Source organism: Marinomonas spartinae, from assembly GCF_900089775.1.
GTDB lineage: Bacteria > Pseudomonadota > Gammaproteobacteria > Pseudomonadales > Marinomonadaceae > Marinomonas > Marinomonas spartinae.
Genome location: NZ_FLOB01000002.1, coordinates 262,285 through 287,057, shown reverse-complemented (window position 1 = coordinate 287,057; position 24,773 = coordinate 262,285). Strand labels below are relative to the sequence as shown.

Below are 24,773 nucleotides of genomic sequence, written 5' to 3'. Positions count from 1 at the left end.
GCGGCAAACAACACATCAAACTCTCGCTGGTTCGCGTGGTCTTTCTAAGCCGCGTGCTCGGCGGCAAACAGTTGGGCATGGCTGAGGCGCTGGATTTTATTTTTCTAAGCCGCGTGCTCGGCGGCAAACGTCTAAACTTTTCATTTCTACAACCGCGTAAGTTTCTAAGCCGCGTGCTCGGCGGCAAACCGTGCTTATCGTGATGACGAATATCGGGATGTTTTCTAAGCCGCGTGCTCGGCGGCAAACATTCGATAAAAAGACGGTCAATTACTGCGCCATTCCTAAGCCGCGTGCTCGGCGGCAAACAATTACCAATAAGCGTAACATTTGCGCTTATTTTTCTAAGCCGCGTGCTCGGCGGCAAACTCGGAGCTTACGTGACAGTCAAAACGCCACAGTTTCTAAGCCGCGTGCTCGGCGGCAAACGAAGATTAACGCTTTCTGTGAGCCCCGCTACTTTTCTAAGCCGCGTGCTCGGCGGCAAACAGGCTGGCCCTCTGCTGTTGCAAAGTCCAACGTTTCTAAGCCGCGTGCTCGGCGGCAAACGTTGGTGTAGTTTTCGACGTTGTTGAGCGTTGTTTCTAAGTCGCGTGCTCGGCGGCAAACAAATACGGTCTCTACCATTTTTGGGGTTATTATTTCTAAGCCGCGTGCTCGGCGGCAAACAGTGGGTTTGGAATACGCCATCATCCGCAAACTTTTCTAAGCCGCGTGCTCGGCGGCAAACTTTGAGCCAGAAGTTGAGCTTTTCAATCTCTTTTTCTAAGCCGCGTGCTCGGCGGCAAACGACAAATAGCGCGCCATAAGTTTTCCCCTAAATTTCTAAGCCGCGTGCTCGGCGGCAAACTACTGGTTCACCGCTACCATACTTTCGAGATATTTCTAAGCCGCGTGCTCGGCGGCAAACGGCTGTCGCGAGATGGAAATTTAGAATCAATCTTTCTAAGCCGCGTGCTCGGCGGCAAACAGCTGGCTTGCCTTTCATGGCTTGCGGTATTATTTCTAAGCCGCGTGCTCGGCGGCAAACATTCAATCTCGGCTGAACGCTCAGTGCTTGGCTTTCTAAGCCGCGTGCTCGGCGGCAAACATTTTTTAGATTTTGCAGGTCTTTTTTTAACTTTTCTAAGCCGCGTGCTCGGCGGCAAACTATCAGATCTCATCGGTAATGGTTCAGGAGATTTTCTAAGCCGCGTGCTCGGCGGCAAACGTTAGTGGGCTGGGGCTTACTGTCATTGATGATTTCTAAGCCGCGTGCTCGGCGGCAAACAACATACTCATCGAAGACGAATTTACCAAAATTTTCTAAGCCGCGTGCTCGGCGGCAAACTTTATTTGCTAAACGAGAATGAAGTTATATCCTTTCTAAGCCGCGTGCTCGGCGGCAAACGTACATGCGATAAATAGAAGGTTTCGTCGTATTTTCTAAGCCGCGTGCTCGGCGGCAAACCGCCAAGAGCGCAAAAAAGACGCGGTGTATTTTTTCTAAGCCGCGTGCTCGGCGGCAAACAACATGCGCTCTTTGTTGGTTCCTCTGGCTCTTTTCTAAGCCGCGTGCTCGGCGGCAAACTTACTCATCAAACACATCCTTTACTTTATCTGTTTCTAAGCCGCGTGCTCGGCGGCAAACTTCCACACCTCTTTCGCCTGGTCTTTCTTGGTTTTCTAAGCCGCGTGCTCGGCGGCAAACAAGACACTCAGTGGTTTTCAGAAAGACTTTCATTTCTAAGCCGCGTGCTCGGCGGCAAACTGATTGATATGACACCCCATCAAGCCGTTTTTTTTCTAAGCCGCGTGCTCGGCGGCAAACCCCTGAAGACTGTAATTCGTGACATCGTTTTTTTTCTAAGCCGCGTGCTCGGCGGCAAACCTTGGTGTATCACGATTTGATAATGCTTTTGTTTTCTAAGCCGCGTGCTCGGCGGCAAACGCTGAGCCTTGTACATCTGCCAAGGCGTTACATTTCTAAGCCGCGTGCTCGGCGGCAAACAAGAACTTATTGCAACATTGAGGAAGCAAACATTTCTAAGCCGCGTGCTCGGCGGCAAACAATAGTCTAGTTGCAAAAAAACAAGTTACAACATGCCGTTAGGTAAAAATAGACGTTTTTACCAATGTTTTTTCTGCATGTTGTAACTTTCTGTTTTTAAAGTATTTTTTTAAAGAGCAAATTTTATTGGTTAAAACTTGGGTAAAACACCTTCTGCACTCAGTCCGTAGGTGTTAAACATAACGTGTTTATTGGACAACTCAGCTTCTTTTCTAGTGATGCTCATACAAAACTCGTTATCACTATGTAGGCTTTTCATTCGAATAAAAGGCAGATCTTTATCGGCTTTTTCCATGTTGTAGCCTTTAAAAAATTCTGCCGCTTGTTCCCATGTTTCATTATGACGTTTCATTCGCCTTCTAATATGCTTGTCTGGTGAGCCAGATTTACAACGACGATTAAAGGTTTCATAACCCTGCACATTATCTGGCACCTCTGCAACGCTTTTTATATGTACATAGTCAGTTAGACGATCTAACCATTTGACTAGGTTAAGTTGCTGTAACTCAATTTCGGTATTCGCAAACACTCTTAACTTTGAGCCTAAGCTGGCAAACACTCCATCTTCTTTTTGGATATATTTATACTCAGGAAAACTAACGCCAGTATTCACTGTTTTATCTGGGTTTTGTTGTTCTACTAATGCCAAATGCAACTGCATGTAGAGCTTTCCCCAGATAAAATAGGGTGAAATCTCAGGCGTTTTTATAAGGGTTATTTCTTGATAAAAACGCATAGTTGACTTCCTTTATTTAGATGACTTACTGAACACACCACCGCGAATTAAATTAGCCATAACATACGCTTGTTGTTCTGGTACTAATTCACTGCCGTTTACCCAATCAATCATTAATGAATATAAGTCACCTTCTTTTTTGTTTTTACGGAAAGCGTCACCAATTTGGGTAACAGCACCGAAGGGTTCAATAGCAATAGGCTGCCCGTATTCTTCATAACGGTTATACCAAGTATCAATAGTACGAACAGCATTGCCTATTTTTACGTTATGAATAGCAGCACAGCCTCCAAGTTTAAATAAGACCTTGCCCTTTTCACCCATGTTCATTTCTTGAGAGGGGAACACATGTTGCTGATGACCTAGTTTTACAAAAGCATCCACTTCAACGAGAACAAAGCTTTGTTGGTCACCTTGTAAACCCTCAGCAATGATTGCTGCTAGCTTTTGCAGATCTGCATTTTCGCTAGATTTTTCAAACTCATTTAAAGAAAAGTCATACGCATTAAATGTGAAGGAGTTATCACCTGCTTTAACTAAAATCGTTATTTCTTCTGCTCCAACACGATTACGCCATAAAAAACGGCCATTGGCCAAGTTGTAAGCATAACGATAAGCCAACGTATTAATACCTTCACGTTCTTTAAAAGCAGCTGTTTTAGCCTTAATTGCATTACTAAAAGCTGGCGAGTTACAACCAAAAGGGACACCAAGGTTGCCCACTACACGCAAACTAAAGCTTACTTTTAGAGTGTCATGTTTCTGAGGTAGATTGGCATCCTCGGCTCCTTGAGAAACAGGGTTAGCTTCACTCATCTCTCCTTCTTTTGTTCCTTCAGCACTTTTTGTAGATCTATTCCAACGCTTACTGATTTTAATATCCTGCCATTTTTCATCAGATGTAATACTTTCCCACTCACCTGAAAACATCAAAGCGTCAGATGTTTCTAGTTTTCGTTCAAAAGCTAGCATACTTGGTAGTTGTATAGTCATAGGTATTTCCTTTTTAAATTAGTAATAAACTTCATCGCTTGATGATTCGGTGGGTAATGCTTGGTTTTCAGTTACTACGCCTTGCTGGCACATGTACCAATCTTTTTCATAAGGCGCATAGCGCCACACACTGGTTTGCCATTGCTCTAGTTTTTTTAAACGATGTACGCTTTGCCATTCACCAATAGAATGTACAGCTTCTACAAAACATAGATCTGTTTCAGAATCTCTAGCACCATCAATTTCACCTGCTGGGTAAACGTCAGTAATGGCTTTGTAACCCGTCATTATTGGGACTAAATAACCCGATTGTGGTTTTTTGGCGTATTCCCAATTAGCCGATGTTTTTTCATTTGGCTCTAAGTAGTTTTGCCATTGCATTAAAATTTTAGGATCAATGCATTCTTGCTGTTCTGCAAAGTAAGTAATTAGCTCATTAGGTAGGTTTTCTTGTTGGTACGGCTGGCTTTTATGTTCAAGCCAGATATCATTTAACAACGAAAGAGGTTCTGATTTTTCAGCCTGGTCAGCCAAGTGTCTATCTAACAACTCACAGGCTGGCCTAGCTACTTGCTTCAAGGCAATAAAATCAAACCACGCATCAAGTAACTCTGCTTTGGGGTTACTCTCTTTAAGCATTGAAAAATGCTCTGCTAAATAACTGGATCTATTTTGCAAAATAAAGCCCGGTAATAGTTTTCTTCTAATACTTTTAAGCTGTTCGTCCTTAGCCAAATCAATAATATCTACATTCGCTACTGACAACACAGTTCCACCGGCTAAACGCTGTATTTGGCACGCGTTTTTAATAAATTCCTTCAATAATTCCTGTAAACCACCTAAGTAACCCTCTACAGGGATTAATAAAGAAACTGTCATATTCATTTTGGCTTCTTCAATAATAGATGGTGATTTGTATGTATCTGCTGGATTTGTTGTATCTAAATAACTAGTTCCCCTATGTTGAGAAAATAACAGTCCATTTTCTACTTCGAACGTATTTGAATGACTACTGTGTGCAATAACTGCACATCCACCCAGAGATAAACTGTTCAGACTAGAATCTTCTGTTAATTTTCTACATAAATTATGGCTAAAACCTAAAAAATTGGTTATGGCTGGAAAGCCCCAAGTAAAACCAGAGGCTGCATTAGCGTTTTGCACCTTAATTCTTTCAATTAATAAGTACTGGCTCATGCTTTTTCCTCCTGCGGTGTTAATCCTTTGGTATCAAATTCTTCTCTAAAATTAGCTTTGAAAATTTTCTTCCACAGCTTGGTATGTGCATCTTGTGGTGTAAATTTTTCATTTGCTCTTGTTAGGCGATTATTCAGCCAAGCCGCAAAGTCTTGGATGATGACCGCCTGCCAATCGCTACTGTTTTTAATCGCTAAAAAATCGTCATCTTGGCGATAACAATCTAATAAAACTTGGTGCTCTGGTTTTAATTTAATCCCCTCTTTGGCAGACCAACCTGGTGGCAAGTCTTGTATAGTCTTAACATAAACCAGCACCTCATCAGCTAGGTTTTCAATCCAATCATTAACCCAGCGCATACGCTTAGGGTCTTTAATGCTGAGTTGTAAGTTTTCAAATCGGATTAGAAAATCAGCCAAATATTGAATAGTTTCTTTAACTTCATAATTTTTTGATAATTCATAAAAAAAGTTTTCTTTGTAGGTGGGTGCTTTTAGTTGTGAATAGCATACTGGAGGCTCAGATGAAACCACATAGACAACACCATAAGAACTCGTTGAATCTTTATAGGGCTTCCAGTTTCTACCTCTATTTAGCATTGATACATTCTGTGGATTGTTTCCACCAACTCTAATAACGGCATTTTTATTTTTTGGTATTATGAGCCTCGGGCTTAAAGAACCGTCGCTATAGAAATAATCAGCTTTTTTTTTGTATTTAACACTTGTTATTTTAGTAAAAATTGATTCGGCAAGTGTAGATGAAGTCAATGGAGCTAGTAGGTGATAGCTTTCACAATTCACAGGAAAATATATCTGCTTCGTAAAACTTGCTGATTTTATGCTTCTTTTCTCTACAAGCTCTGAAAAGCCTAACTTCCATATTTCAAGTTGTTCTTTATTTTTATAAAAACCATCTAAAAAACAAAAGTCATTTTCCAAGATCAAGTCATAAATAGAAACTCCACCATAAGTCAATGCTAAAAATCTAGAGATACTTATTAATGCACCATTATTATGCGCCATATCGAAAGTTTTCGAATCGTTCGAAATAGAAGCAGTATTTAACAAAGGTAATTCATCTTCATAATCAACTAAAACTCCGTCATTGGGTGCTGAGCTATGACTGAATTTTAAAGGATGAGTAGATTTAATTATTCTATTTCCAGTTGATATTTTTTTTACTGTGTTCCCATCTAGCCACTCTATTATTTCATCCGGGTTGTCTTTTAGATTTTCAAAATCCAACTTCTTTTCTTCTATTGAAATTGAAAGTCGCTCCCGCTTTTTTGCATTATTTTCAATTTTAAGCTTTGCAGAATTATCTTCTATATACTTACTCGCTTTAGCTAAAGCGGATGTGTTTACTTTTGTCTGAAAAAACAAAATTATTACATCACGCCAACTATTAATCTTAACTTCTTCAGTCATCACTGCACCTCTTGGTAAATTCCTAAATTAGAAAAATATCTGTATTCGTTTATGTCATTTTTTTTGTAGCTAACCAGCCTTAACTCGCCAAAAAGCTGGGAAGCTTCTTCTTCGCTGGTATTAAAATCGTTGGCTAATTCTGCGTATATACGGTGTGGGTTTAAATCAAACCAAAAGCTGATGCCTTCAGCTGGCATAATGGCAGGTTCTTCTTTTATCGAAATACCAGCCCCTGAGAGCGCCCCCATTTTAGGAGAAAAAACCGCCTCATTCTTCCACTCCCACATCAACTCATTATTCTTATAAAGCAAATACAAAGCTTCATCTTTGGCGGATTTTCTAAAGACTTGTAAGTTTTGCAATACACCACACCAATGTGCCTGTTCTTTCCACCAAAAGGCGGTAAGACTTCTTTCATTAACCTTTCTACTTAATGCTTCATGCTCTAGTGACACCAAGTTTTCTAGCGGTGGTTGTTTGCTTTTAATCACTCTTTCTACTGCATTGATCGATTGATATTGTGATTTATCCAATACTTCTCTTAACGTATGTTTATTCAGCTTAAGTTTTAAATTTTCTACTTCAAAACCCGGTTGATTAAAACAGCGTTCACAGCCTTTAAGCTGTTTGATATTTTGGTTAATTAATAGAATGTTTTCTTGCTCTGGAACTTGATCTCGATGCCTTAGCACCCGCCCTGCTATCTGAATAATGGAGCGCATGGAGCTTGGCTCAATGATTGCCCAATCATAATCGTGGTCACGCCCAACCTCTGCTACAGGTGATGCTAATACAATAAATAGCTGGTTTTTTGCTGCTGTTTTGTTGACTAGATTCTGGAGGTTTTGAGGTGGCCAGTTTTCCTTGCGATTCAGTATTTGGTCTAACTCACCTTCAAGGTAAGAACGCACTGCCAAAGGATAACGACTGTGATATACGCATAAATGTATATGTGTATTTTCAGGTGCGGGTAAGTTTAATAAAGCCTTAGTGACGACAACCATTGGGTTGATATTAGCCATACGCACTAAACCAATTGACACCTGTTTATCATCCAGCTTTACATGGTTGTTTTTATGCAAGGCAAGAGCGCCCTGCATAATGGTTTGAGCAAAATTGACGTAGATATTGTCAGTTCTTGTTAGGTTATCAAGAATCTCAGCTTTGTGTTTTTCTAGGCCATAACTTAAATATTCCTCTCGTTTTTTAACATACTTTTCATGTTGCTCTTTAAAGCTAGAGAATTCTCGAACTTCCGCTTTATGAGCACCGCCCTTTGGACGCTCATCAAACCAAGCACAGTTAACGCTTTTGTTCCATTCAGCAATATTCACTTTGGCATATTCAGCCCAACCAGCTTGATATGCTTGAAAAGCAGCAAAAGCTAAGTCTGGTGGCATAGTGGCGGTAGAAAGCAAAACGCGACTCCCTAACATGCCAGCCCAATAAACCAGCCGACACAAAGCAGGTAAGTCTTCTAAGCCGAAATCATCGGGCTCATCAATAACTAAATCTGAAGTGAGAAGCCTTAACATCGGCCCTATTTGCTTACCGCCTTTGGTGCCATCCGTCGAAGGGATTAAATGGTCAATCGTGCAAACCAACGCGGGCGCTTGCACTAGCTTTTCAATTCGTGGGTTAGCGCCAGTCCAACTATGTAAACTGTGCTCTACACCTGATAAATCATAATCAACATATAAGTCTGGATCTAAAAAGTCTTCAACCGACTCACTGCCTGTGCCGAAGCTTTCATCAGGTGCTTTTTTATGTTGCTCGTTTTCAAACAAGGCTTTAGAAGCTGAGCCGCCTACGGCAATCGCTAATTGCTCTGCGGTTAAATCTAACTGCTTACGATATTCTCTGCCTGTTTGTAGGGTGAGTGTTCTTAAACCCAGTGCGACGGTAAAGCGACAATCTTGTTCTTTACTCGCCAAGGCATACATAATTTTGGCATTAGCAAGCGTTTTCCCCTTACCTGTCGAAGCCATATTAATACCAAAGAAGCCTTGTTTCTTACTGGATTCACTTATATCTAATGCCACTTTTTGTGCTGCAATCTGCCAAGCGTATTTATCATCAGCTTTGGTGCTTTTTAAAAACTCATTATCTTCCAACGCCTGTAAGCTGCCTTTTAGCTGTGGCAAAGCACCTACAATATCTACTGCGTGTTTAGCCACACCAATTAAATGCTCATCAAGCTGTTGTTTAAGTGCTTTTGTATCTCTGTCAGTATTTGCAAAAACGTTATAATTAGGGCTTTGCCACTCTGGCGTGGTCTCTTTCTGCGCTGAATAATGATGATCGGCAAGCATCAAAGCCATTCGAGCAAGGTGACTGGTAAACAATTCGTCATGTAAAAGGCTTTTAGCGGAGAGTTGTTTAACATTTTGCAGAGCTTTATCTGCTGCTTCTATAGCTCTAAGCCGCCACTTGGTGCTTTTATACGGCAAACCTTCGCTATGAAACGTCCAGTTATCGTGTAAAAAGCTTTGGCTATCTTCATTTTTAAAATTATAAGAATTCCAGAAAACCTGTAACTCTTCAGCAAACCAACTGTTTAGTGGGCTAACTCCATTTTTATGCAGAATTGCTGGCGAGGTTTCTGGAGTTAACGTCTTCTTCCAACTAGGCACAAAAGGTAATTTATGGTGGCTAAGGATTAACCAACCGACTAACTGAGCAAAAGGAGGCAAATTAACTAATGGGTTATTTCTTCCATCATTAATACCGTCTTGGTAAATATCATCACTATGGTTTTTATCTATCTCTGTTAACGCTATTAGCCACTGCTCATCTGTTTTGTCCCCAACAAATGCCTGAAAAACTCTTAGTGACACCCATTCATGCCTTACAGGTTCATATTTATTCTTACCTTCGCCTTTTAGTTTTTGCTGAAATAAAATATTTGCCTTACCAAAATCGTGAAAAAGTGCGGCAATAGCAACCGCATTTTTCATTACTGCCAAGCTCTGCCACTTTTCTTTGTCCATAAACTGCCCAATATCACCTTCGGTATAATTAACTGGCACGATACCTTGTTCATTAAACTTATTCTTATTCCCCACCACCCAAAGTAATTCACTTCTGGCACGGGTTCTTATCCAGTGGCAACTGACGGCGGTGTTTTTACTGGCGGTTTGACGCAGCATTTTTTTGACGGTAAGCAAGCCGTCTTCGGTAATCAGGGTTTGCCATGTGTTGTCACCGATTCGATTGGCAAAGGCATCTAATACACGTCGGGTCTTTTTGAGTGAGTTTTTTTCGCACTGGGAAACAAAGGTCACCATCATCGTTCGGTATCCTCGTCGTTTTGTCTCTCTAAAGAACGACCTACAAGTGTCTCTTGTTCTTCGAAGTCATTTTGCTTATTTGATGAACTACCAAGATGTAATGCCATGCTTTTGACCGTCTCAAACATAAAATCTAAGGCTTTATGGTCGGTGAATTTTTGTAGAATTTGCTGACGAAATTCTTGTTCTGTGGCGTTTTCTTTGGCACAGACAAAGGCCCAAGGCAAAACGATGGCGTCTTTTATCAAATCCGCCACATCAAAGACCAAAGCCCCACGTCGAGTTTTGCCGTGCATAACAGCAAAACCATGAGGAATGCCAAGCACCCACAAACAGCAAGCAGCCAAACCGTAGGCAAGATAGTTGCCGTGGTTGAGGAAATCGTTGGCTTTGTCATTTGAGTCGTGTTGACGTGTAAAGTCATCAATGCTGACCGCATTCGCGGCGTATTTATACAAAGCCTTAGTCAGTTGTGCTTCGGTTAGTAATAAATCGGACTGTTTAGCTGCTGCATCAGTTCGGTTATGAAAGGTTTCAAAAGCGCTTTGCAATGAGGCATCTTGGAGTGTAAAGCCTTCACTTTTTAGGTCTTTGTCTTTTGTCCAAATACGCTCTAGATAATCGAGGCGCGCTGTTTGGAAAGTTTTCGCGGCATCCAGACGTTTTTCATCATCAAACCAAAATTGCAACCAACCATGAAGGTATTCGGTGGGGCGATACTCGCTTTGCGGGGTAAACCATTCTACTTCACACGACATATAGAGTGGCGTTCCACCGCCACCACAAAAGCCAACTAATACACCTGCTTGAGCCAACATGCGCATGGCGGCTTGGGTGATCGAGGTACCATTACCAAGTAGTAACACTGTTGTGTTGGCTATTGGGATATTAAAATATTGGTTTTCTCCTGACTTTTTATTAGAAAGCGCTTCCGTGAGATACAAGACTCGACCATCTTTTTGCATCACCCGACAGTATTCGAGGTAGTACATATTGGCTCGCTTGGAGTGCAATATGGTTTTCATATCCGATGGTGAGAACTGTTCCATTGTTTGTCCCTTCTCGCTCTAGTTATTTGCCTTGTATCCACTGTGCCTTGCTTCTCTCAATCCCACAATGCTGTCGTTTTGCACAGGTAAAGTAATTTGACAGGTCTTAAGTGAAATCCTGTTTTTCATCATTCAATCAGTCAAATAACCAGTGTTTTATGTCGGCGTAGTTAACACATACCAGTTGCTGAGCTTGCGGGTTGGCTTCGAGCATTTTGGTTTTTATTTGCAAGTCATCTAGGGTGTATTTGACAAGGGCAGCACGGGTGGTGATGTGAAGTTGCCTATCTGTCATACCATAGTCGTTTTCAAGGACGCGTTTTTGTTTGTCGGTAAGGCGGGAGTCAGGGGCAAGAATCAATGTGACTTGAGTATTCCACAGGGTGTCTTGTTGTGCGGTCTGTTCGGCGATTTTTCCATCGTAGTCGACGCTCTGAAAGCGGCTCAGAACGAAGTCTAGAAATTGCTGTCGCATGTCGCAGTAAGCACGCACATGCCAGCGTCCGGCGGTTTTCACAAAACTATGGGGGTAAATCAAACGACCTTGCGGGTCGCTGCTGGAAACGGATAGATATTCGCAATCCACAGCGGTTTTATCTTTAACGGCTTTTAATAAGGGGCGCATGACTTGCGGTGAGACAAAGCGTGCTAGGGCTTCTATTCTGTGTTGGGTGGATTCAGTGGCGGTATTAGAAAAGGTGGGGATTTTGCCGTAGTTTAACCAATCAAAATATTCGTCAACGCTTTGGTCAATATAATGGGGCTCAAAGTGATCGGTGATTATGTGGGCTTTTTGTTTGGTATCGTAAACTAGACCATTACCCGTTGCTTCTTGGTATTGCTTAAAGAGTGGGCTAACACTTTGACGCGTTAATCCAAAGCTTTTTATTAAGGGGGTGGTATTGATCTGCCCTTCCCAAAAAGCCAATAGCTCTATCATCCAGTAGCGCTGCCCCACTTCCATTCTGACAATTCCTTTACCATTGAAGGTCTAGCAATGTAGCGCAGTTTTCTACGGTAGCCAAATAGCAATTGGCGTCCTTTAGTATTTAGATCAATCCATGCTTCGTTTACCCATTTACTGACTCATCAACGAGTTGCCCTGATCATCCAGTTTCTTGGGGTGAGGCTTTTCTCGCAGAATGTGCCGATCTCCACTTGGTAGCCGTTTTCTGCTAGGTATATGGCACGGTCTAGGATGAGCCAGTACTCCAGTGCAGGGCGAAACAGTTGACTGATGGTTTCCAGCTTTTGCACCTGTTTTGCTCTGGCTTCGCCGATAGATTCGAATTCTGCGAATGGATTGGCTGCAATGAAATCCGTAAGACCTTTTTGCTTGGCGGCCCAGTGACAAAAAGCATCGAAGCCTTGTGTCAGTATGGCTTTTTGTACCGAGGGCACAGGCAGGTAATCACCTTGTTGACGGGCGGCTCGCTGCCAGGAATCAAACCCTAGTCGGTAGGTTAGTTCGAGTTGTTTGAGGCGTTGTTCCCGTGCGCCAGCGGTGGCGACTTCTTTAACCGCAAGTTTCAGGTCGGCTTGGCGCAAGATCAATGGCGATTGTTGGGCGGTTTGCGATAATGGCTGATAAAATTCATCTTTAGTAAGGTGATAGCAACAGGGAGAAAGGCACAAAACGGGGGTCTTAGCGGCCACGGCTTGTTTAATCAGTTCAAGATGCAAATCCCCACAGGCATGCAGCGCAACAGCGCAGTGAGCATTCGCTAATGCTGAGCGCCCTTCTCCTTTGAGCACATCTGCGTGGCTGAAAGTTTGACGTAGGTTGAGACGCTCTGCATCTTGTTTTCCTCCATCACACAAGCTTTGTTGCCATTCTAGGCTGTGGACTTTTGTATTGCCTTGAAAGGCCAGTAATTTACCTAAATGCCCCTTACCTGCACACCATTCAAGGTAGTCCTCAGCAATGGGGGTAACGTTAGCAAAAGCGGTTATCTGCTGCCACTTTCGCCCTTTGATGCCCACAGAAAAATAGCTTGGTACGGCTTTGTCGCGCTCCATGATGCGACTCAGGGAGGGAGCCCTCAACCAGGTTTGACAAGGAGCAAGAAAGGGAAAGTGTTCGATCAAATCCGCTTTACGATCGGCGTCTTTCTCAGCTAAACGAACGCGAGCCAAATAGCGTGCCAGTTCGGGATAGCCCCTCTTCCAAGGAATGTCTAAATCAACAAAGGTATCGATTTTCCAAAGAGACTGATGGGCTCTTAGCCAACCATCAATGTGTTGGAAAGTGGCAGGTAATGAGGACATAATTTAGCTCTTATTGGGCTGTCTTTTTTTCTTTACAGACAGGGTAACATTTCCGCAGATTTTACATTGTATTTTGCCATAAAAACGGCAAAATGAAGAGGCAACTAAAGCAACGACCAATTCGCAGTCATTTTGCTGTGACCAACAACAAGGACTCCATATTTATCATGTTCAAGCACCTTAAAGCCGTTTCTGGCGACCCGCTGTTAGCCCTTATCATTGCCCATAAGAATGATCCTAACCCAAAGAAGATTGATTTGGGTGTGGGCGTCTATAAAGACGATTTTGGTAATACGCCAATTTTAAACACGGTAAAAAAAGCCGAAGCGATACTGCTTGAGCAAGAGGATTCAAAAAGTTATCTAGGGATTTTTGGTGCGTCTGAATTTGAGCCCATTATTCAAAACCTAGTATTGGGTGAAGGGAATGAGTTGATCCGCTCTGGCCGTATTCGCTCAACACAAACACCCGGCGGTACCGGCGCTTTAAAAGTGGCGGCGGACTTTATCAGCGCGAATTTGCAAGATGCGCGTTTATGGGTGAGTGATCCGACTTGGGGAAACCATAAGTCTATTTTTCATTCTGCTGGTGTCGAGGTCAAAGATTACCCTTACTACGACCCTGAAACAAACGGACTGCGCTTTGACGATATGATGGCGACTCTGAAAGCCGAAGTTAAAGAAGGCGATGTCTTATTACTACATGCTTGCTGCCACAATCCAACCGGTATTGACTTACAACTCGATCACTGGAAAGCCCTAACAGATTTTGTCAACGAGCGAGGTTTATTGCCATTGGTTGATGCGGCTTATCAAGGCTTTGGCGATGGCTTAGATGAAGACCTAGCAGGCCTTCGTTATATGGCGGCCCGTGTGCCAGATATGTTAATCGCCAACTCGTTCTCAAAGAACTTTGGCATTTACCGCGAGCGCTGTGGTGGTTTAAGCGTGATTGCCGAAACCAAAGACGAAGCCGATGCGGCATTGTCTATTATTGGCCAAGCGATTCGCGCCAACTATTCTATGCCACCAGCACACGGTGCAGCAGTCGTGTATACCGTTATGAGCAATCCAGAACTAAAAGCGGAATGGGAACTAGAAGTCGCCGAGATGCGCAATCGCATCAATGGCCTACGTGAAAAGTTAGTTGCAAAATTAGCCACTTCTGGTGTGAGCAAAGACTTCAGCTTTGTCAAAGACCAGCGCGGCATGTTCTCTTACTCAGGTTTAACTCTGGAGCAAGTTCACGCTCTACGTAACGACTACTCGATCTATATTGCCGATACAGGCCGTATGAGCATCGCTGGTGTGAGTGATAACAATATCGATTACTTGTGCGAAAGTATTGTGAAGGTTGTTGGTTAATTTTACCCAAAAATAGCAAAAAACCGCGAAGGTCAACTGAGCCTCTCGCGGTTTTTTATGATCGATATTCAAATACAGATTTAAACAACACGCTATTACCAGCCAAGACTGCTAACTTGAAATGCTTCAATGCAAGGTATGCGGTTTTTCATTCTGTTGTTGTGCCCCTTGGATTTCAGGGTGGTTAAATTGTGCTAAGCGTAAGATTGACGGTTCGATGGTATCACGCCAAAAGTCTACTTCCTCTTCAACCATATTCTCCAACTTTTTCCAGCCAGTTGAAGTGCCAAAGAGACGCACGGGCGCAAGTACTTCATTGTAAAAATCACGATTACTTTCGTCTAACCCTAAACCTGCCAAGCGAGCACCACGTACAAAACCAAGACACCACTCTTCAACCACTAACTTAAACTCACCCTCTAACTCTTGTTCTAGATAGACGGGTGAAATCTCACCATGAATCAGGGCATTCATGGTTTCCATATACATGATCAACACAAGGCTTAGGAACTCGTCTTCTTCCTCTTGTGTTAGCCATTCAGGTTGATCTTCTTCTGCGCCCCAAATGGTGGCAAGCCATTGATCTGGAGCCAGCTCTTGCGCACTGCAACCTATAGCGGTTAGAAAACCATCTAACTCAGACACACACAGCAAGGAACGCTCGCACCCGTAGGCAGACAGGTAATAGTCTAATCGCTCGTATAACTCTTCTTCACTTATGACACTTTGGTCTTCATTCTCAGACATTGACTGCATTCCGCTTCATGTGTGTTCCTTCTATTTTAACGCGATTCACGTAAATTTGCCTGCAGAAAAATGCTATCAATAAGATAAACCACTTATAAAAGTAACGACTCATGAGGCACCGTACAGTGTGATCGCTTAGCTCTTTCTCAGCCCAGCTATTCGCGTGATTAAGCTAACGTCAATGCAGTACAATGAGAAATAGCTTGTATTACACTCTTAGCACTGTCTTTGGAATAACCACCACCGCCGAGAACTACCGCTGGGATAGCATACTTCGCCAATGACTTTAAGGTCATTTCTTCCCGCTTCGCAACCTCATCAATGGTTAGACAAAGTCCTCCTAATTTATCCGTCATTAAGGTATCTGTCCCTGCGACAACAAACGCCAGACGATAAGTGCCCTCTATTTTATCTAACGCTTCAGCGAATCTAGATAAATAGGTCTCGCCATCCGTTCCAGGTGGTAAGGGAACCGGAATATCGACGCGCTCTCTTGTATAACCTGACGTGGGGTAAATACCCGCGTTATACACATCCAAAATAGTGACGTTTTGGTTTTCCATAAAGGTGTAGCCATTGCCATTACCATGATGAGCATCCGTATCGATGATAAGGATCTTGTCATCTGGTTGAATCTCTCCACTTTTTAGTAATTGCTGATAACAAATCCCTATATCATTATAAATACAAAACCCTTCCATGTTTTGCTGCATGGCATGATGGTAACCACCAGAGAGGTTCCAATATACACCACCTAATTCAAGTGCTTTTTTCGCTCCAAAGATCGTTCCAGCAACGCCCCAGCGCATGGGATTAAGAATTTTACGATCCAAAAAGTCGAAGCTTACAAAAGGGATTTTAGGCACTTCAAGCGCTCGAAATATAAACACTTCGTCCCTAACTTTTTTTCTCATCATGCTAGACAAAAACTCATCAACAATCGCCATATCCACTGGCTCAGCAGGTGCTATAAAAGTTATATCATCACGATTTTTTAATGACTCATAGATACGACCAAATTTAAGCCCATCAAAAGGGTGAAGATAATTTAGTAAGCCCAAAGAGATATTGAAGTGTTTGCTGTAAATAACGTTCATATTACCCCTGCTGGTCTGATAGCTCTTGTGCATACATTAAAATCTGATGAGGAGTCCAGATACCACGCCCCATTAATTTACCTAGTCGGCCATACTCTTGAGCACTCGGCTGAAAACTTGGTTCTTTACCACAAGCTACTTTTAGACAATCAGCGACCACATGTGAACAGTTAAATTTTGCCAACTGATAGCGAGGTGTATTACGCTGAATATCAAGAATAAAATCTTCTAACTTCTCACTGTCGATCTTGTCTATCATAACAATGGTAGGCTGCCGACCTCCCTCATTACGAATATCTTCATGTAACGCATCTATAAAAGAGCCTGGATGACTTCTTTTAATTTTAAGATCCTTTTTACCTGCACCATCCTCTGGCCAGAAACTCACATAGTTCGAACCAAACGAAAGTGAAGCATGACCTACATTTTTATCGTCTTTTAACCAAACATAAACTTTTAGCATAAGAATCTCCTTATAAGCTTTCGACATCCGAGTTGATTTTAATAATGACGTTAGAACTTACACCATACCTAATGAAAACTCCGACGGCAATTTAGATCTACGAGGCAAGCTCAAGCTACCTCACGCTTCGTTCTAGTCCTTTAAACGTTCTCTAATCTCCATAAGAGAATGCTCTATGACCAATGAGCCGTTTTTAAATACCGTTTTCAATTCCCCTTGTTTTTCCTGTTCGGGTGTTTGCTGGTCGAACAACTCAAAGCCATTCTCAGTTTTTTCTACTCGTAATAGGCCCCTTGCAGACTTTTTGGTACCACTGTCGGTAATTGGGTCCTTGAAGATTTCTCTTCCTTCGCCATTTACCTGCCCCCAGGTGGCCTTCATGGCAAAGCCAAAGCTGTCTCGGGTCAGGTACTGATAGGTGAACCCTCCCACTCCCAACACGATATTACTTGAAGCAAAGCCTTTTTCTTCCATAACCTTAAGGATGGCTTGCGCTTTTTTCAGTGTAATGGAATCGCCATAAATTAATCCCACTCTTGGATTCAGCATTTTGTAACCTTTATCGGTGATGTCGCCACCAAAGATGTCCCACAAACACTCTACCGCGCCTTTGTATTCAGGAGAGCCAGGTTCAGCCTCTGGGTCTCCTGCGATGATTTTGACAGGATCACCACTGTCGGGTCTGAAAACCACTTTTGCTAGGCCAAGTGCATCTTCTTCACGGTCTAAGATGGTTTGTTTCAATTCACGAGCATAGCAAGAAATCACCTGCCAAAAGTCCCATGTATCAGATACAATGCTCACAACGCCCCGAGGATATAATTCCGTGATCAAGCGACGGAAGGTGTCAATTTCACCCTCTTGGGTGCCCATGCACATCACACTGTGTTCGGTGGCTGGCACTGAGACGCCAATCACCCCTTGTGCATTGTAATAATCTTCGGCGTAGTCAATCGCGGCCACGGTATCAGTACCGATAAAGCTAGTCAGGTGCCCCATACCAGATTGGGCGGCGTCCATCATGCCACTCATGCCACGGAAGCTAAAATCATGTCCTTGTAATGGCACAAACTCCATTGGCGCACCTGTCTTTTGTGCATAGTCGTTTAATAGACGTTTGTACTCATAGGCAACGGTTGCAGTGGTGCATATCTTCCATATCTCGGCACTTAGGCTGGTTTCCAAATAATTGGTTAGCCAATAGAACTCTGGCAAGGTATTCACAATGGTGAACATGGGCACTTTAATGTTGACTCGGCTGCCTTCAGGCAATGCCTTAATCTCCAATGGTAAATAACCCAAATCGTGCAGTGCTTCGATGTGGTCCACCGGAATAGCTCCTTCCCCCAAGGACGTGTCCATACGACGTTTGTATTTCGCCACCACCTTCTCTTTTGGTTGGTTAAAGAAGTTCTCATTCCAGGTGTCTATTAAAAAGCGCTTGATATAACCTTGCAGTCCGACAAATACCACTCGATCGTCAAACCCTTCAAGAACAGGAGCTAAACGAGAAGATCTGGGCGTAAAATTGGAATACACATACTCTGTCCCCGCAGGGTATTGGCGTCTGTGGTCGGCTTTGTAAAAGTCAATTGCGGTTAATGGGTTCATAAAAACCTCCTGCTTTACTGTGACATTAATATTGTATGACGTTGATTTTTGGGCTGACGACTGTCCGCTCTATACTGTTGCTGGTGTAAATGTCGTCGATCAAACCATCAAAGACTTCGACACCTTTGCTGAAAATACCATGGGTGACATAGAGCACGATTTTTTCTGCTCCTTTGGCTTTAAGCTGTTCTGCAATCTTGATAAAAGTGAAGCCACCATCGCAAATGTCGTCGGTGATAATGGCCGTTTTTCCTACAAGACTGTCAACATCCACCGTCGTTTGGGTAATTTTCCCAGTACTTGGATCACGCTGCTTGGTGCACTGGATCATGCTAGGCAAATCAAAAAACGCTTTAATGGCAGAGCAACGCGCTTTAGCGCCATTATCAGGACAAACCAATACACTGTTTGCGGATTGTAATAACGTTACCAGAGCAGGGCTTGCCGCAATGATTTTCTCGGGGGTTATATTTTTCGCCCGTGTCAGATTTATTCCTACCTGACTATGGCAGTCCCATACTGTTATGTTACTGAACTCCATACTATTCAGTAGCCCTGCAAATACGTCTAATGAGAACGCCTGCCCTTCTGCACACACCCTGTCCTGTCGAGCATAAGGTAAGTAAGGGAGAGTAATGTTTATCACCATATCCGCGCCAAATTTGTGACGTAGCGCGTTCACTAGCAATAACAAATCCATAATATCGGTTGCACTTTGAAGACGAGCGCTCAGATCTATTTGACGGACGGTAGACTGAGAGGTTCCTGGCAACTGAACATGTCGCTCACCACCCGAAAAGGTCAGGAAGGTAACATCCAATACTTCATGTTGATTTGCTATGACTCGAATACTCATTTTGACACTCCATTATCTCTGTTTTTTTATATAGTGTCCTAATGACACTATATGTGTCAATATATTTTTTGTCTTAAGGACACTATTTGCTACAATAAATATTAAATACACCGTTTTATTGAGAAAAAGATGCAAGAAACAGAAGCTGAGTTTTTAAAAAAGTATGATCGCAGAGAATATCTTGCCCCTTTGATGACCGTGGATGCAGCGATTTTTACTTTTCATGGCGGAAAGCTGTTAGTACTACTAACGGAACGCTGTGAACATCCCGAAAAAGGTAAATGGGCCTTACCTGGCGGCTTTGTAGATGAAGAAAAAGACGCCTCTTTAGAAGAGGCCATACAACGCAAGCTACAAGAAAAAACCGGTGTGAAAGCCCCTTATATAGAACAGCTGATAAGTGTCGGCAATAATCAAAGAGACGCCAGAGGCTGGTCAGTGACCGTCGTTTACACCGCCCTAGTGGCTTTGCAATCTTGCCAAAGCTTTGTGGATAACGTTTCTGATGTTCGCTGGGAAATGTATGAAGAAGCGTTGAAAATGGATCTGGCGTTTGATCATATAGAGATCATGAAAGCGGCAAGAGAAAGATTGAAACAAAAAGCCCTCTATTCTATGGTGCCAGCCTACGCACTGCCCGAAGAGTTTACTTTACCAGAGCTGCAACATTGCTTAGAAGTCCTGATTGATAAGCCAATCCAGAAAAAATCCTTCCGCCGACGTGTCGAACAAGCCGATTTAATGGAAGAAGTTGGGTTACGATCTGCCGACAAAAAAGGAAGACCTTCTATGGCGTATCGCTTAAAAGAAGGCGTTAAAGATTTTACGTTTATTAGAAACTTAGATGCCTAGTCATTAAGAACAACAGAAAATCACTGAAGACCTTTGCCATGTAGTCAATGACAAAGGTCTCAGTTTTGTCATTACACTTCTACAATAGCTAGGTTACCGTAGGTTTCTAGCCAGCTTTTACGATCCCCAGCACGTTTTTTAGAGAGCAGTTTATCGAGCAATTCGCCAGTGTCGACGGGGTCATCCATGGTCAGTTGAATCAAGCGACGGGTGTCTGGTGCCATAGTGGTTTCACGCAGTTGCGATGGATTCATTTCACCCAAGCCTTTGAAGCGCTGTACGTTTGGCGTACCGCGCTTATTCTCTGCCGCCATTTTATGCAGGATGATGTCTTTTTCTTCGTCATCTAAGGCATAAGAAACCTCTTTACCCAAATCGATACGATATAAGGGCGGCATGGCGACAAATACATGGCCTGCTTTCACAAGGCTGGAAAAATGGCGTACAAATAAAGCACATAACAAGGTGGCGATATGCAGTCCATCCGAGTCGGCATCGGCTAGGATACAGATTTTTCCATAGCGTAGACCAGATAAGTCTTCTTCTCCAGGATCCACCCCAAGGGCAACAGAAATATCATGTATTTCTTGGGAGCCAAGAACTTGGCTAGATTCCACTTCCCATGAATTGAGGATTTTACCGCGCAATGGCAAGATCGCTTGAAAGTCTTTATCACGGGCTTGCTTGGCAGAGCCACCTGCGGAATCCCCTTCCACTAGAAATAATTCACTGCGACTGGAGTCTTGTCCCGCACAATCGGCCAATTTACCGGGGAGCGCTGGCCCTTGGGTGATTTTTTTACGTACCACTTTTTTGCTGGCTTTCAGACGCTTTTGCGCGCTGTTGATGACAAGATCAGCAATTTTCTTCCCATCCTCCACATGTTTGTTTAGCCATAAACTAAAGGCATCTTTCGCAGTGGCTGAAATAAAAGGAACAATCTGACGAGATGATAAACGTTCTTTGGTTTGGCCTGAAAACTGTGGCTCTTGTAACTTTGCCGATAGGACGTAGCTACAACGATCCCACACGTCTTCTGCGGTCAACTTTACCCCACGAGGCAGCAAGTTATGGAAATCACAGAACTCTCGAATGGCTTCTAATAAGCCCGTACGTAAACCATTGACGTGGGTACCGCCTTGAGCGGTAGGAATCAAGTTAACATAGCTTTCGGTAATCAGCTCCCCCCCTTCGGGAAGCCACTGCACAGCCCAATCCACCCCTTGTGTTTTTTCTGTTAACCCACCAAGGAAAGGCTCTTCTGGCAATAACTCAAACCCTGCGTTCGCTTGAATAAGATAATCTTTTAAACCATCTTCGTAGAACCATTCCTCACGTACTTCTTCGCTGCCACTTTGATCGATAAAAATGACATGTAAGCTAGGGCACAATACGGCTTTGGCTTTAAGTAAGTGTTTTAGGCGTGATAGGGAATATTTAGGACTATCGAAGTACTTCCCATCAGCGGTAAATTTCAGCTTGGTCCCCGTGTTCTTTTTACCAACCGTACCAACTTCATTTAATTCAACGGTTTTAAAGCCGTCAGCAAAGGCAATATGGTGGATTTTGCCATCACGTTTTACCCAGACTTCTAAAGAGGTAGATAGGGCGTTTACTACAGAGACCCCCACACCATGCAAACCGCCAGAAAACTGATAGTTATCGCCAGAAAACTTACCGCCCGCGTGCAGTTTGGTCAGGATCAATTCGACACCAGATACCCCCTCTTCTGGGTGGATGTCTACTGGCATACCTCGTCCGTTATCCTCCACACTTAACGAGCCATCTTTATAAAGAATAACTTCAATACGGTCAGCATGGTCAGCAAGGGCTTCGTCCACGGAGTTATCAATCACTTCTTGAGCCAAATGATTAGGACGAGTGGTGTCAGTGTACATTCCAGGGCGTTTTTGGACAGGTTCTAAACCGCTTAGAACCTCAATCGATCCAGCATTATATTCTTTAGCAGACATGCGTGTTTGTTCTTCCAATTTGAGATTGCGATAGTGGAGTAAAGCACACTATCGAGTGGGTATGTAAAAATATGACCCGAAGTCTATCACTGCTGTTCAGTACTGTGAAATAGCTAAAACATGCTGTGTGATCCTCTTTTATATTTTCTAAGCCGCTATGTAGAGACTGAGATGAAATGACACGTTAAACAATGATATTGGCAAAGCGAAGAATATCATCTGTAAAGCGCTCAAAGCCCTCAAAACGATGACTGCCATTTAGCTCATGAGTTAAACGGGCGGTTTCAGGAAAAGTCTGTAAAGCGGCACGGTAATCCAGTGTTTCATCGCCCTCTTGTACCATTAGCCAATAAAGGGAAGGGGTCGGGGTAGCGACCATCATAGCTTGCAGTTCAGCCATATGCGCCTGAGTAAGTACATAATGTTCGTCTGTGTACGGATTATACTGAGGCCCAAGATGCTCGACTAATAGAGTCGGTGCTTGTACAGCGGGGTTCACTAAAATACAGTGAATTTGGTATTTTTCCGCTAAATAACTACCATAAAAGCCGCCAAGTGAACTGCCAATTAAGGTCACTCGATTACCTTGGGAATGCTGTTCGGTTATCATCGCCTCTAACTGAGCCAAAGCTTTGGCTGGCTGCCATACCAAACGAGGTGCTAAAAACGCCGCCTCTTGCACGCCATGTTGACGTATCGCTTGTGCCAATAGGGTGGCTTTTTCAGACAATTCCGAGCTATTAAAACCGTGAATATACAATAAGGTATTCATGCTACAACCTTTAAAATTCGCGGTTATGCGAACAAACCATTAGGCAAATTGAAAATACGTGGTTTCGTATAAACGATGACCATGCTTTAAACATAGCTCGAGTAGATCCGCTAGTTGCTGATTCAAACGGAATTTTTCATCCCTATGGTACATTGCATCATTGGGATAAGGATAAGCGCCACTGTATTGGCGATGCCCATCGGTAATTTCCGCAATCCCCACATCATGATAAAGGCGAATGGTCATATTCAGTTTGCTTTCAAATAACAGCTTATTTCTGATTTCAGGGCCAAACTCTAATGCCACATCTGTGGTGAAACGACTCTCGTTGCCAAGCGTCAAACGCAAGCGACTTTCTTGATCCCCAGCACTATGAATGGAAAAATGCCACTGAGTATCACTTTCATGCCCGCGCATCAGTTTCGCTACGCGGCGATAATTTAATTCGCCGAGCATCTGCAAACTGGTTAAATCGGGAACATACTTTGGCATTCTCTTTATCACCTTGGTCATTATAAAAACGACTTTCCTTCGTTACACTATCTGGGGTTAAACATCTAGAAGTTAAACACGTTGACTAAAATCTAATCACTTTATGATGAGCTTAGCACGATTGAATCCTATCTCATAAAACATGTCTATATCGAGACAGTATAGACAAATTCAACCATGCCAGCTTACCAAATACGCACTATCTTTTATTTCCAACAAGCAAGCAAGCGCTGTTTATTTAGTGCAAACCATTGTAATCCCATGATGGTACTGGCATTTTCGATATCATCATCCAATAAAGCAATCGCCTCATCCGCACTCATCAAGTGCAGTTTAATGTCTTCATGCTCGCTGTCTAAACCATGGGTTTCATCTGGATTGACCTTACCCGCATCAAACTCTCCAGCGTACATACGAATGTATTCCAACAACCCGCTTGGAGATGGCACAAATTTAAACATGTACTCAAGGCGCTTAATGGTCACACCTGCTTCTTCAAGCGCTTCACGGCGCGCCACGTCTTCGTCACTTTCGCCTTTCTCAACCATACCCGCCACAAGCTCAATCAACCATGGAGAATCCTTTTGATAGACTGCTGGGCGAAATTGTTCGATCAATAGCACCTTATCTGCCACTGGATCAAACAACAAAACACAAACTGCATCACTGCGTACCATCATTTCTCGTACCATGGGTTGGCTCCATTCCCCATTGTACTTTTTGTGTTTTAACGTCAATTTACGAAACTCAAAAAAACCTTTGTAAACACACTCGTCGTTTAGAATTTCCACATCGTTTTTAGTATAAGTTGGCTTAAAGCTCATGGTTTATCCCGTTAGTCTCTGTCCATTGATGCCACGCAATCATTTTTCTTTACGAATTTTCATAACAGGGTATGCTGATTCAAAAAGCAAGACAGCGCCAAGAAAATACGATTAAGGGGTCAAGTCAATGGAAGCAATACGCTGTAGTTGGTGTTTAAGTTCACCCGAATACATAGAGTATCACGACAATGAATGGGGAAAGCCCATTTATGACGACCCAACCTTATTTGAATGCATTGTACTGGAAAGTGCCCAAGCAGGTCTAAGCTGGATAACAATTTTACGAAAACGTGAAGGTTATCGAGCCGCCTTCCATCAGTTTGATCCAGAAAAAGTGGCCAAAATGACCACAGACGATGTCGAGAGACTGGTGCAAGACCCTAGTATCGTCCGCCATAGAGGAAAAATCGAAGCAACGATTGCCAATGCGCAATCCTTTTTAGCCATCGCTGAAGAGTTTGGCTCTTTTAGTGACTATTATTGGGCCTTTAGCGATCACCAAGTAATCGACACCGCCCCCTCTTCACTCTCTGACGTTCCTGCTGTAACCGAATTATCGACTCGCCTTTCGAAAGATATGAAAAAACGTGGTTTCCGTTTCTTCGGCCCCACAACCTGCTATGCTTTTATGCAAGCCTCAGGCATGGTAAATGATCATGTTGCTGGCTGTATCTCGCGTCAAACGAATGATGCTTAACAAGTCTGATCG

Annotated in this window: 20 protein-coding genes and 1 CRISPR repeat array (1 of these 21 running past the window's edge); of the genes, 3 read left to right on the top strand and 17 right to left on the bottom strand. The window is 43.1% G+C overall.

The genetic code is table 11. The features are described from left to right. Positions 1-2,050: a CRISPR direct-repeat array (repeat unit 28 nt; unit sequence TTTCTAAGCCGCGTGCTCGGCGGCAAAC); it reaches 201 nt to the left of the window's first position. Between the two features lie 130 nt (positions 2,051-2,180). The 8 genes from cas6f to MSP8886_RS05345 all read right to left on the bottom strand — a co-directional run bounded on the left by cas6f (position 2,181) and on the right by MSP8886_RS05345 (position 13,013). Beyond that, positions 2,181-2,786, bottom strand: coding sequence for a type I-F CRISPR-associated endoribonuclease Cas6/Csy4 (cas6f, locus tag MSP8886_RS05380; RefSeq protein WP_067013520.1), 606 nt, complete (start codon positions 2,784-2,786; stop codon positions 2,181-2,183). Positions 2,787-2,798: 12 nt separating this feature from the next. Then, positions 2,799-3,779 carry a type I-F CRISPR-associated protein Csy3 gene (csy3, locus tag MSP8886_RS05375; RefSeq protein ID WP_067013518.1) on the bottom strand — a complete coding sequence of 327 codons (981 nt, stop codon included), beginning with the start codon at positions 3,777-3,779 and terminating at the stop codon, positions 2,799-2,801. An 18-nt stretch (positions 3,780-3,797) separates the two neighbouring features. Next, positions 3,798-4,976 carry a type I-F CRISPR-associated protein Csy2 gene (csy2, locus tag MSP8886_RS05370; RefSeq protein WP_067013516.1) on the bottom strand — a complete coding sequence of 393 codons (1,179 nt, stop codon included), beginning with the start codon at positions 4,974-4,976 and terminating at the stop codon, positions 3,798-3,800. Then, positions 4,973-6,406: a type I-F CRISPR-associated protein Csy1 gene (gene csy1, locus MSP8886_RS05365; protein WP_067013514.1), complete on the bottom strand. Its 1,434-nt coding sequence runs from the start codon at positions 6,404-6,406 to the stop codon at positions 4,973-4,975. Before csy1 ends, csy2 begins: the two co-directional genes overlap by 4 nt. Then, positions 6,406-9,696 (bottom strand): type I-F CRISPR-associated helicase Cas3f, encoded by a 3,291-nt coding sequence (cas3f, locus tag MSP8886_RS05360; RefSeq protein ID WP_067013512.1) that lies wholly within the window; start codon positions 9,694-9,696, stop codon positions 6,406-6,408. Before cas3f ends, csy1 begins: the two co-directional genes overlap by 1 nt. Then, positions 9,693-10,745 (bottom strand): type I-F CRISPR-associated endonuclease Cas1f, encoded by a 1,053-nt coding sequence (gene cas1f, locus MSP8886_RS05355; RefSeq protein ID WP_067013510.1) that lies wholly within the window; start codon positions 10,743-10,745, stop codon positions 9,693-9,695. Before cas1f ends, cas3f begins: the two co-directional genes overlap by 4 nt. A 136-nt stretch (positions 10,746-10,881) precedes the next feature. Continuing rightward, a complete protein-coding gene (locus MSP8886_RS05350; RefSeq protein ID WP_067013508.1) occupies positions 10,882-11,709 on the bottom strand; it encodes a BrxR family helix-turn-helix transcriptional regulator in 828 nt (275 codons plus the stop codon). Between the two features lie 125 nt (positions 11,710-11,834). After that, positions 11,835-13,013, bottom strand: a complete 1,179-nt coding sequence (locus MSP8886_RS05345) for a methyltransferase (protein WP_067013506.1) — start codon at positions 13,011-13,013, stop codon at positions 11,835-11,837. A gap of 167 nt (positions 13,014-13,180) precedes the next feature. Here MSP8886_RS05345 and MSP8886_RS05340 point away from each other — a divergent pair, with 167 nt between their 5' ends. Further along, entirely contained in the window at positions 13,181-14,377 is a 1,197-nt protein-coding gene (locus tag MSP8886_RS05340) for an amino acid aminotransferase (protein ID WP_067013504.1), read from the top strand. A 126-nt stretch (positions 14,378-14,503) separates the two neighbouring features. On the opposite strand, the gene MSP8886_RS05335 is transcribed toward MSP8886_RS05340, so the two are convergent. The 5 genes from MSP8886_RS05335 to prs all read right to left on the bottom strand — a co-directional run bounded on the left by MSP8886_RS05335 (position 14,504) and on the right by prs (position 19,151). Beyond that, entirely contained in the window at positions 14,504-15,124 is a 621-nt protein-coding gene (locus tag MSP8886_RS05335) for a UPF0149 family protein (RefSeq protein WP_067013502.1), read from the bottom strand. Positions 15,125-15,291: 167 nt separating this feature from the next. Beyond that, the gene (locus MSP8886_RS05330; RefSeq protein ID WP_067013500.1) at positions 15,292-16,221 is read right to left on the bottom strand and encodes a histone deacetylase family protein; all 930 of its coding nucleotides are present in this window, start codon (positions 16,219-16,221) and stop codon (positions 15,292-15,294) included. A gap of 1 nt (position 16,222) precedes the next feature. Next, a complete protein-coding gene (locus tag MSP8886_RS05325) occupies positions 16,223-16,684 on the bottom strand; it encodes a hypothetical protein (protein ID WP_067013498.1) in 462 nt (153 codons plus the stop codon). Between the two features lie 132 nt (positions 16,685-16,816). Beyond that, positions 16,817-18,295, bottom strand: a complete 1,479-nt coding sequence (locus tag MSP8886_RS05320) for a nicotinate phosphoribosyltransferase (protein WP_067013497.1) — start codon at positions 18,293-18,295, stop codon at positions 16,817-16,819. 25 nt (positions 18,296-18,320) lie between these two features. Then, the gene (gene prs / locus MSP8886_RS05315) at positions 18,321-19,151 is read right to left on the bottom strand and encodes a ribose-phosphate diphosphokinase (protein WP_067013495.1); all 831 of its coding nucleotides are present in this window, start codon (positions 19,149-19,151) and stop codon (positions 18,321-18,323) included. 129 nt (positions 19,152-19,280) lie between these two features. Between prs and MSP8886_RS05310 the strand changes: the two genes are divergently transcribed. After that, positions 19,281-20,003, top strand: a complete 723-nt coding sequence (locus tag MSP8886_RS05310; protein ID WP_067013493.1) for an NUDIX hydrolase — start codon at positions 19,281-19,283, stop codon at positions 20,001-20,003. 71 nt (positions 20,004-20,074) lie between these two features. On the opposite strand, the gene parE is transcribed toward MSP8886_RS05310, so the two are convergent. The 4 genes from parE to MSP8886_RS05290 all read right to left on the bottom strand — a co-directional run bounded on the left by parE (position 20,075) and on the right by MSP8886_RS05290 (position 24,064). Continuing rightward, on the bottom strand, positions 20,075-21,976 hold the full coding sequence (gene parE, locus MSP8886_RS05305; protein ID WP_067013491.1) for a DNA topoisomerase IV subunit B: 1,902 nt from the start codon (positions 21,974-21,976) through the stop codon (positions 20,075-20,077). Between the two features lie 184 nt (positions 21,977-22,160). After that, positions 22,161-22,748: a YqiA/YcfP family alpha/beta fold hydrolase gene (locus tag MSP8886_RS05300; RefSeq protein ID WP_067013489.1), complete on the bottom strand. Its 588-nt coding sequence runs from the start codon at positions 22,746-22,748 to the stop codon at positions 22,161-22,163. A 39-nt stretch (positions 22,749-22,787) separates the two neighbouring features. Then, on the bottom strand, positions 22,788-23,240 hold the full coding sequence (locus MSP8886_RS05295) for a DUF1249 domain-containing protein (protein ID WP_245659034.1): 453 nt from the start codon (positions 23,238-23,240) through the stop codon (positions 22,788-22,790). A 206-nt stretch (positions 23,241-23,446) separates the two neighbouring features. After that, complete coding sequence (locus MSP8886_RS05290; RefSeq protein ID WP_067013485.1) at positions 23,447-24,064, bottom strand: NUDIX domain-containing protein; 618 nt, start codon at positions 24,062-24,064, stop codon at positions 23,447-23,449. A gap of 127 nt (positions 24,065-24,191) precedes the next feature. Here MSP8886_RS05290 and MSP8886_RS05285 point away from each other — a divergent pair, with 127 nt between their 5' ends. Continuing rightward, positions 24,192-24,761 (top strand): DNA-3-methyladenine glycosylase I, encoded by a 570-nt coding sequence (locus MSP8886_RS05285; protein WP_067013483.1) that lies wholly within the window; start codon positions 24,192-24,194, stop codon positions 24,759-24,761. Positions 24,762-24,773: the final 12 nt, after the last annotated feature.

Bases quoted from the DNA above. Each gene is read 5' to 3' on its own strand.
- cas6f (WP_067013520.1), bottom strand. From the start codon at position 2,786: ATGCGTTTTTATCAAGAAATAACCCTTATAAAAACGCCTGAGATTTCA.
- csy3 (WP_067013518.1), bottom strand. From the start codon at position 3,779: ATGACTATACAACTACCAAGTATGCTAGCTTTTGAACGAAAACTAGAA.
- csy2 (WP_067013516.1), bottom strand. From the start codon at position 4,976: ATGAGCCAGTACTTATTAATTGAAAGAATTAAGGTGCAAAACGCTAAT.
- csy1 (WP_067013514.1), bottom strand. From the start codon at position 6,406: ATGACTGAAGAAGTTAAGATTAATAGTTGGCGTGATGTAATAATTTTG.
- cas3f (WP_067013512.1), bottom strand. From the start codon at position 9,696: ATGATGGTGACCTTTGTTTCCCAGTGCGAAAAAAACTCACTCAAAAAG.
- cas1f (WP_067013510.1), bottom strand. From the start codon at position 10,745: ATGGAACAGTTCTCACCATCGGATATGAAAACCATATTGCACTCCAAG.
- MSP8886_RS05350 (WP_067013508.1), bottom strand. From the start codon at position 11,709: ATGGAAGTGGGGCAGCGCTACTGGATGATAGAGCTATTGGCTTTTTGG.
- MSP8886_RS05345 (WP_067013506.1), bottom strand. From the start codon at position 13,013: ATGTCCTCATTACCTGCCACTTTCCAACACATTGATGGTTGGCTAAGA.
- MSP8886_RS05340 (WP_067013504.1), top strand. From the start codon at position 13,181: ATGTTCAAGCACCTTAAAGCCGTTTCTGGCGACCCGCTGTTAGCCCTT.
- MSP8886_RS05335 (WP_067013502.1), bottom strand. From the start codon at position 15,124: ATGTCTGAGAATGAAGACCAAAGTGTCATAAGTGAAGAAGAGTTATAC.
- MSP8886_RS05330 (WP_067013500.1), bottom strand. From the start codon at position 16,221: ATGAACGTTATTTACAGCAAACACTTCAATATCTCTTTGGGCTTACTA.
- MSP8886_RS05325 (WP_067013498.1), bottom strand. From the start codon at position 16,684: ATGCTAAAAGTTTATGTTTGGTTAAAAGACGATAAAAATGTAGGTCAT.
- MSP8886_RS05320 (WP_067013497.1), bottom strand. From the start codon at position 18,295: ATGAACCCATTAACCGCAATTGACTTTTACAAAGCCGACCACAGACGC.
- prs (WP_067013495.1), bottom strand. From the start codon at position 19,151: ATGAGTATTCGAGTCATAGCAAATCAACATGAAGTATTGGATGTTACC.
- MSP8886_RS05310 (WP_067013493.1), top strand. From the start codon at position 19,281: ATGCAAGAAACAGAAGCTGAGTTTTTAAAAAAGTATGATCGCAGAGAA.
- parE (WP_067013491.1), bottom strand. From the start codon at position 21,976: ATGTCTGCTAAAGAATATAATGCTGGATCGATTGAGGTTCTAAGCGGT.
- MSP8886_RS05300 (WP_067013489.1), bottom strand. From the start codon at position 22,748: ATGAATACCTTATTGTATATTCACGGTTTTAATAGCTCGGAATTGTCT.
- MSP8886_RS05295 (WP_245659034.1), bottom strand. From the start codon at position 23,240: ATGCCAAAGTATGTTCCCGATTTAACCAGTTTGCAGATGCTCGGCGAA.
- MSP8886_RS05290 (WP_067013485.1), bottom strand. From the start codon at position 24,064: ATGAGCTTTAAGCCAACTTATACTAAAAACGATGTGGAAATTCTAAAC.
- MSP8886_RS05285 (WP_067013483.1), top strand. From the start codon at position 24,192: ATGGAAGCAATACGCTGTAGTTGGTGTTTAAGTTCACCCGAATACATA.